The sequence below is a fragment of the Shewanella sp. 10N.286.52.B9 genome (genome assembly GCF_002873635.1).
GTDB lineage: Bacteria > Pseudomonadota > Gammaproteobacteria > Enterobacterales > Shewanellaceae > Shewanella.
The window spans coordinates 1-7,520 of sequence record NZ_MCTY01000079.1; the positions used below are offsets into that span (position 1 = coordinate 1).

Genomic DNA, 7,520 nt, shown 5'->3' on the forward strand with positions numbered 1-7,520 from the left:
ATTAATGACTATTCAAGTAAACTTATTTTTTACTATTAAATATTGTGCTTTATTGACATGCTTAATGGTCAATTAAATTTGACACTCCAATGCTAAATAATTAAGCAATGTAGCGATTTTGATAGGTATTCTTTAATCTCTAAAGCATTACTTGAAAACTTATTATTTAATAACCATTAGGATGCACATTGATATGAGTGACTTTTTAGAAATACTAACCCATGGTCGTCGTTTTAAAGCTGCAGTTAAAGAGTTGTCTGTAGAAGATTTACGTGAGCTTTCAGTAAAGCTTGAAAAAATCATTACAGAAAGAGAAGAAGACGAAAAAGCAGAGCAAGAAGCCAATGCAGAAAGAAATGCACGCATTGCTGAAATTCTAGCGCAAATTGAAAACAGTGGTTTATCAATTGAAGACTTAGGTGAAGTATCAATTAAGCCTGCACCAAAAAAACGTGCGCCGCGCCCTGCTAAATACCAAATTGAAGTTGATGGCGAATTAATCCAGTGGACGGGTCAAGGCCGTATGCCAACTGTGTTCAAAAACCAAGTTGATAATGGCAAAACAATGGAAGACTTCTTAATTCCTGGTATGGAATAACACTTGCTGTTTTGACATCCTTCATATAGAAAAAGCTTACTTTGGTAAGCTTTTTTCTTATCTGTATTCTATTCCCACCTGCTAGCAAGCATTGTAAACTATACTACATTCACCTCTTTTGAATTAGGCTTTACTATGAACGTTTCTCGTCCTGTTTTTTCTTTAGCTATAAGCTCAGCAATATTATTATCTGGTTGTGCTAGTGAATACACTTTTAATAGTAACCTAGACACTAAGGCAATTGATGACTATTTCAAACCTGGAAATGTGGTTCTATATAAAGAGAACCAACGCCCTAAAGGGTCATTTGAGGTGTTAGGCCTAGTTGAAGGTGAATCATGCCAACAAACTGCTGATGGGGTTCCTGCAAGCATTGCAGATGCGAGAACCGATGCACGAAAACAGGCGGTCGAGCTAGGTGCCAATGGGCTAATGATCAAAAAATGCCTATTAACAGAACAACAGGTCGACAGCTGCTACAGCCAAGCAATTTGTGTCGGCCAAGCAATTAAAACCGCTACTGAGCAGTAGATACTTGTTAATAATTTAGTATTAGAGCAACCGACTATTAATGGCTAATGGTCAAAGAAATTAAACCATCAGGCTAGGTGTCTAAGTCATTTTATTTATGCTGTTATCCGAAGCATTTTAAAGACATTAACACCCGCTTTGCTTAAAACCTTACATTGGCTAATGGCTCTTTAGTATTAAATTAACAAAGCATTGAACATTTATTAGGTTCAATGCTTGATTATGCCCCCTCTTAATTTATTAGTAACAACACTTGACGGTTTCTTAGACATGAAAACAGATCCTAACGCGCAAAACTTTAACTCTCAAATAGAGGCCGTCGGGTATTGTCGTACCCCTTACAAACAAAAGTTTGGTATCCCAAGACAACCAGGGTTGGTAAATATTAAAGGTGTTATTGAATTAGCCCCTCAAGTCAATAACCTTGATGCGGTTAGAGGTATTGAACAATATTCACACTTATGGCTGCTTTTTTGTTTTCATGAAAACCTACAGCAAGGTTGGAAAAATACCGTCAGACCACCAAGATTAGGTGGCAATGAAAAGTTAGGCGTATTTGCCACCCGCTCTACATTCAGACCTAATGGTATTGGCCAGTCAGTGGTTAAATTGCATAAGGTTATTCAGAAAAATGGCAAAGTTTGTCTTGAAATATCCGGCATGGATTTATTAGATGGTACCCCCATTATTGATATAAAACCTTATATTCCATTTTCTGACTCAATAGAAAGTGCGACAGGTGGCATCGCTCAAGATGCGCCAAAATTAATTGATGTACAATTTTCAAGCTTGGCAAAAGCGCAAATTGACGCCCACTCATCTAAGCTCAATAACAGTGATTTAATTCAACTTATTACTGACGTGTTAGCTCAAGACCCTCGACCTGCTTATAAAAAAGCCAAAGCAGATCCAAAATTATATCAAGTGGCCTTATATGATATTGATATTTTTTGGACCGTCACTGAGCAGCAGATTAATGTTATTGAAATTAAACCCACCAGCGTTGGTCAAAACTAATATGAAGTCTGATTTGAACAGCACCCTTGATACAAACAAAAGTCCTGATTATCAAACTCAGCATAAAAAACGTTTATCTTGGATGCCGTGGTTGTATTTTTCCTTAAAAGACAAACAATTTACCTGGGCTAAACCCTGGCAAGATGAAGTTCAGCAACAATTTGAGCAGCTTGAAACCATTAAGTTTGGTCAGCAGTGTTTTATCGCCCCCGAAGCCAATGTGTTTGCAGAGCCTGGGCGCAATATAACTATGGGAAATCAATGCATGATTGCCGCCGAGGTGTTTTTACATGGGCCGATAACCCTAGGCAATGAAGTGGCCATTAATCATGGCTGCTCTTTTGATGGCGGTCGCTGCGGCATCACCATTGGTGATAAAACCCGTATCGCCAATAACGTCACGATTTATGCTTTTAACCATGGCATGTCAGCAGAGCAAGATATCTATCAACAACCCAGTCAATCAAAGGGTATTGTCATTGGCCGTGATGTATGGATTGGCGCCCAAGCTGGCATTGTTGATGGGGTTACTATTGGCAACCAAGCCATTGTTGGCATGGGTAGTATTGTGACCAAAGATGTTCCCGAATTTGCGATTGTTGCCGGTAACCCTGCCAAAATCATTGGCGACCGACGCGATAAATAGTTGCTTTAATTTATCGCCCATATCATTTTGCCATAGCCCTATGGCTATCTTTGTCAGGTATCGCTTAATTATCTGGTGACTTCATCGTTACAGGTGATAAAATGTCGCACATTAATAGCTACTAAGTGGACATTGGGAATGCGAGTTAGCAAGTACCTGCTTTCAACACAAAAAGAAACACCTGCAAATGCAGAAGTCATCAGCCATCAATTGATGTTACGTGCCGGCTTTATCCGTCGTAATGCATCAGGCCTTTATTCATGGTTACCGAGTGGTTTACGTGTATTACGTAAAGTCGAAGCCATTGTTCGTGAAGAAATGAACAAAGTCGGTTCTATTGAAATTTTGATGCCCCTAGTACAGCCGGCCGATCTTTGGGTTGAAACAGGACGTTGGGAAAAATTTGGTCCTGAATTGCTCCGCTTCCAAGATCGTCATAACCGCGACTTCGTTTTAGGCCCAACCCATGAAGAAGTGATTACTGATTTAGTCCGTAAAGAAGTGAGCTCTTATAAGCAATTACCACTGACATTATATCAAGTACAAACAAAATTCCGTGATGAAGTCCGTCCTCGTTTTGGCGTGATGCGTGCACGTGAATTTTTGATGAAAGATGCCTATTCTTTCCATTTAACCCAAGAGTGCATGGATAAGACTTATGCAGACATGCATCAAGCATACTGCAACATCTTTAATCGTATGGGTCTTGCTTTCCGTCCTGTTATTGCTGACACGGGTTCAATTGGTGGTAGTACCTCACATGAGTTCCATGTTCTTGCTAACAGTGGTGAAGACTTGATCGCTTATTCAACTGAAAGTGATTATGCCGCAAACATTGAAAAAGCAGAAACTGCAGCACCAACTGGCACATTAGCCGCACCAACACAGGAAATGACTGTCGTTGATACGCCAAATGCCAAAACCATTGCTGAATTAGTTGAGCAGTTTGAACTTGAAATAACTAAAACAGTTAAAACCCTGATTGTTAAGGGCGCAACTGAAGATGCACCATTGGTAGCATTAGTTATTCGTGGCGATCATGAGTTAAACGAATTAAAAGCTGAGAAGCATGAGCTCGTTGCCTCACCACTTGAGTTTGCCACTGATGCTGAAATGGTTGCAGCTGTAGGCGCAGGTCCAGGTTCAATCGGCCCTGTAGGCCTTGAAATGCCTATTATCATTGACCGTGACGTCGCGCTAATGAGCGACTTTGCTGCTGGTGCTAACCAAGAAGGTAAGCATTACTTTGGCATCAACTGGGAGCGCGATTTACCAATGGCACAAGCGATGGATATTCGTAACGTGGTTGAAGGTGAAGCAAGCCCAGATGGTAAAGGTGTTTATGCGTTTGCACGTGGTATTGAAGTCGGTCATATCTTCCAACTTGGTACTAACTACTCAGAAGCAATGGGCGCAACCGTACTTGATGAAAACGGTAAGTCAAAAGTGATGCAAATGGGTTGTTATGGCGCTGGTGTTAGCCGTATCGTTGCCGCTGCAATCGAGCAAAACCATGATGACCGCGGTATGAAGTTACCTGAGTCACTGGCGCCGTTCACTGTGGGGATTTTACCGATGAATATGCATAAGTCTCATCGCGTAAAAGACATGGCTGAGCAGCTTTACGCAGACTTAAGTGCCCAAGGCATTGAAATCTTATTAGATGACCGTAAAGAGCGCCCAGGCGTGATGTTCAATGACATGGAGCTAATTGGCTTGCCTCATGTAATTGTTATTGGCGATCGTAATATCGATGCTGGCGTGTTTGAATATAAAAACCGCCGCACTGGTGAAAAACAAGATATCCCGTTTGATCAGATTGTCGACTTTATCAAGTCAGCAATTAATGGCTAATCATTCGCTTTAAAACTATGCCGTAAAAAACGCACCTTTTAAGGTGCGTTTTTTTTGGTTTTCATTTCATATTTTACATGTAACTACTGTCGATTATGTTATTTTGATTGGTATAACCAGTTATTGCTATACATACTGATATCATCAGCTTATCAAACAGAGGAGAGCATAGTTGTCAGATTCAATTGCACTGGTATTAGGTGGCGGTGGCGCACGGGCTGCGTATCAGATTGGCGTGTTAAAAGCGCTAGTTCAGCTTTATCCGCGTAATCATCATATCCCGTTTGATATTCTAAGTGGTAGCTCAGCAGGTGCAATTAACGCAACGTCATTAGCTACCCATGCCTCTTGTTTCCATTTAGGGGTTCGCAAACTTGATTGGGTTTGGCGGCACTTTGAAACCCATAAAGTCTACAGTTCATCGTTTTGGAATGTATTAAAACACTTATCAAAAATGGCCTTAAAAGGGCTACAAAGTGATAAGGTCAATACCGAAGCGGGCAGCCTGCTTGATAATCAGCCATTACGAAAACTACTGAATCAATTAATCGATTTTCAGCGTATTGAACGCAACATCGGTAGTGGCGCTTTAAAGGCCATTAGCTTAGATGCATCAAGTTACAATGACTCATATTCCTACAGTTTCTATCAAGCTAGCCATCATATTAACGACTGGCAACGGGCAAGAAGACAAGGTACCCGCACCACATTAACCACAGATCATTTGATGGCGACCTCAGCTATCCCATTGGTTTTTCCATCGGTAAAATTAAAACAAGCCTATTTTGGTGATGGCTCAGTACACCAATTGTCGCCGTTATCCAGCCCGATACATCTAGGAGCCAGAAAAATTATGGTGATCAATCTAGATAGCCCTCATAAACAAAGGCACAGTGATATAGATGCTCACCCAAAAACAGCAACCATTGCAGGTCATTTACTGGATACCATTTTCTCAGACACTTTAAACAGTGATTTAGAACGCTTAGAGCGGATAAACAGCACCTTAGACCTTATTCCACCCGCCGATGCTAAGCTGGTTAATTTGCGTAAAATTGACACCTTAGTCATTAAGCCCAGTGAAGATTTAAGTGTTATTGCCGCGCGCTACTTTCAAGACTTACCTCTCGCCATCAGAATATTATTGAAATTTATTGGCATTAATCGTCAATCAGACTCAAGTATCGCGTCATACTTATTATTTGAAAAATCCTACACCAGTGCCTTAATTGATCTCGGTTATAAAGACGCTATGAACCAAATGGATACCATCAAAACCTTTTTTGAACTGGAAACCTAAATAGGCTTCTTGGCTAAATGATTAGTGCAGCACGACTCACTTTGAGATGAACTCACTGCCAAATACGCTGCTATTACAAATAATAAAAAGCAAGTTGCCACGCAACTTGCTTTTTTGGTGGAGAGTGTTTCCACAGGTGCCGCTTAATAAGTATTAGAAGCGTGAAGTGCCACCAATATAGAAACCATCTTCAAAAGCACGATCTGAACGACCATCATACTGGAAGGTCATATTTCTATAACCGAAAAAAACCGCCATATTAGGGTTAAAGTCATACTGCACTTTTCCACCTAATTCGGTGTAACCATCGACATCCGAAAAAGACAATACTGACGGCGCATAATAAGCATCAGCATGCAGCGATATTTTATTGCCTAGCGCAAAGCCATAGTGTCCACCGACGGCAATGACACTGCCATTAGGACTATTATCAAACCAAACACTGGATAACTTAGGGCCAATTTCAATTGAATGCGGACCAGTTTGATGGGTCATATGCATGGCAAACTGCGCCAAGTTACCCTTTTTATCTGAATACACATAACCGGCTTCAAGATTAACATTAGGGTTAATATTGGTCTTAATGTCAGCAGATACCACGTGCTCACTGAGCCCTAAAGAAAACTCAGTAGCATTAACATTGACGCAAAACACACTCGCTGCAATAACAGCCATCATTTTTTTATTCATTTATAACCTCAAACCTAAGTGCTTATGGGCCAAGATTATACTGAGCTAATTAATTAGTCTTTATAAAAAGGCCTAACACGAGCGCCTAGATGGATTAACACACAATTAAACCACAACCAAGTTACAATAAATAAGAGTTAGCAATACCTGTAAGTTAATATATCAAGTCGCGGTTGAGTATAACTTAATCGGTAAAATTAACTGCTCTCGTTGATGGCAAGCCCAGATCAGCTTATGCGTTTATTAAATCCGCATTTTAAATTGTGCACAATCCAATTTGCAGTTATGATAAAACTTAAAAGTATTATTATCGTTTTAGGAGTTGACCATGAGCCAAACATTTTATCAGCAAAGCGCAGTAGACATTCAAGGTAACACTGTATCCATGGATCAATTTAAAGATCATGTGGTATTGGTTGTTAACACCGCTAGCGAATGCGGCTTCACCCATCAATATAAACCCCTTGAGCACCTGTATCAGTTATATAAAGAGCAAGGTTTAGTGATATTAGGGTTTCCATGTAACCAGTTTGGCTCCCAAGAAAAAGGCGACGAAGCTACCATTAGCAAATTCTGTGAACTGAATTTCGGGGTTAGTTTTCCATTATTTAGTAAGGTGGACGTTAATGGCGCCAATGCCGCACCTATCTATCAGTTTCTTAAGTCTTCAGCTAAAGGGTTGCTGGGCAGCGAGTCAATTAAGTGGAACTTCACTAAATTCTTAATAGACAAAGAAGGCAAGGTGTTAAAGCGTTATGCACCGACCATGAAACCTGAAAATTTAGTAGAACAAATTGAGTATCTACTGAAAAAGTAATAGTTACCGCATTAAATCGACACTTTATGTATTTTTAATCTACTGATTTAATTACATAAAAAATTAT

The 7,520-nt window shown here is 40.1% G+C and carries 8 protein-coding genes; 7 read left to right on the top strand and 1 reads right to left on the bottom strand.

The features are described from left to right. The first annotated feature begins 193 nt into the window (after positions 1-193). From BCU91_RS05710 to BCU91_RS05735, 6 genes are all read left to right on the top strand, one after another. Positions 194-598: an H-NS family nucleoid-associated regulatory protein gene (locus tag BCU91_RS05710; protein WP_076540367.1), complete on the top strand. Its 405-nt coding sequence runs from the start codon at positions 194-196 to the stop codon at positions 596-598. Between the two features lie 135 nt (positions 599-733). Next, entirely contained in the window at positions 734-1,129 is a 396-nt protein-coding gene (gene rcsF / locus BCU91_RS05715; RefSeq protein ID WP_102440656.1) for an Rcs stress response system protein RcsF, read from the top strand. 270 nt (positions 1,130-1,399) lie between these two features. Then, entirely contained in the window at positions 1,400-2,146 is a 747-nt protein-coding gene (gene tsaA, locus BCU91_RS05720) for a tRNA (N6-threonylcarbamoyladenosine(37)-N6)-methyltransferase TrmO (RefSeq protein ID WP_102440661.1), read from the top strand. A 1-nt stretch (position 2,147) separates the two neighbouring features. Next, entirely contained in the window at positions 2,148-2,792 is a 645-nt protein-coding gene (locus tag BCU91_RS05725; protein ID WP_102440662.1) for an acyltransferase, read from the top strand. 138 nt (positions 2,793-2,930) lie between these two features. After that, entirely contained in the window at positions 2,931-4,646 is a 1,716-nt protein-coding gene (locus BCU91_RS05730; RefSeq protein WP_102531073.1) for a proline--tRNA ligase, read from the top strand. A gap of 172 nt (positions 4,647-4,818) precedes the next feature. Beyond that, a complete protein-coding gene (locus BCU91_RS05735) occupies positions 4,819-5,946 on the top strand; it encodes a patatin-like phospholipase family protein (protein ID WP_102440658.1) in 1,128 nt (375 codons plus the stop codon). 153 nt (positions 5,947-6,099) lie between these two features. On the opposite strand, the gene BCU91_RS05740 is transcribed toward BCU91_RS05735, so the two are convergent. After that, on the bottom strand, positions 6,100-6,636 hold the full coding sequence (locus BCU91_RS05740; RefSeq protein ID WP_102440659.1) for a YfaZ family outer membrane protein: 537 nt from the start codon (positions 6,634-6,636) through the stop codon (positions 6,100-6,102). A 328-nt stretch (positions 6,637-6,964) separates the two neighbouring features. Here BCU91_RS05740 and BCU91_RS05745 point away from each other — a divergent pair, with 328 nt between their 5' ends. Beyond that, positions 6,965-7,453, top strand: coding sequence for a glutathione peroxidase (locus tag BCU91_RS05745; RefSeq protein WP_102440660.1), 489 nt, complete (start codon positions 6,965-6,967; stop codon positions 7,451-7,453). Positions 7,454-7,520: the final 67 nt, after the last annotated feature.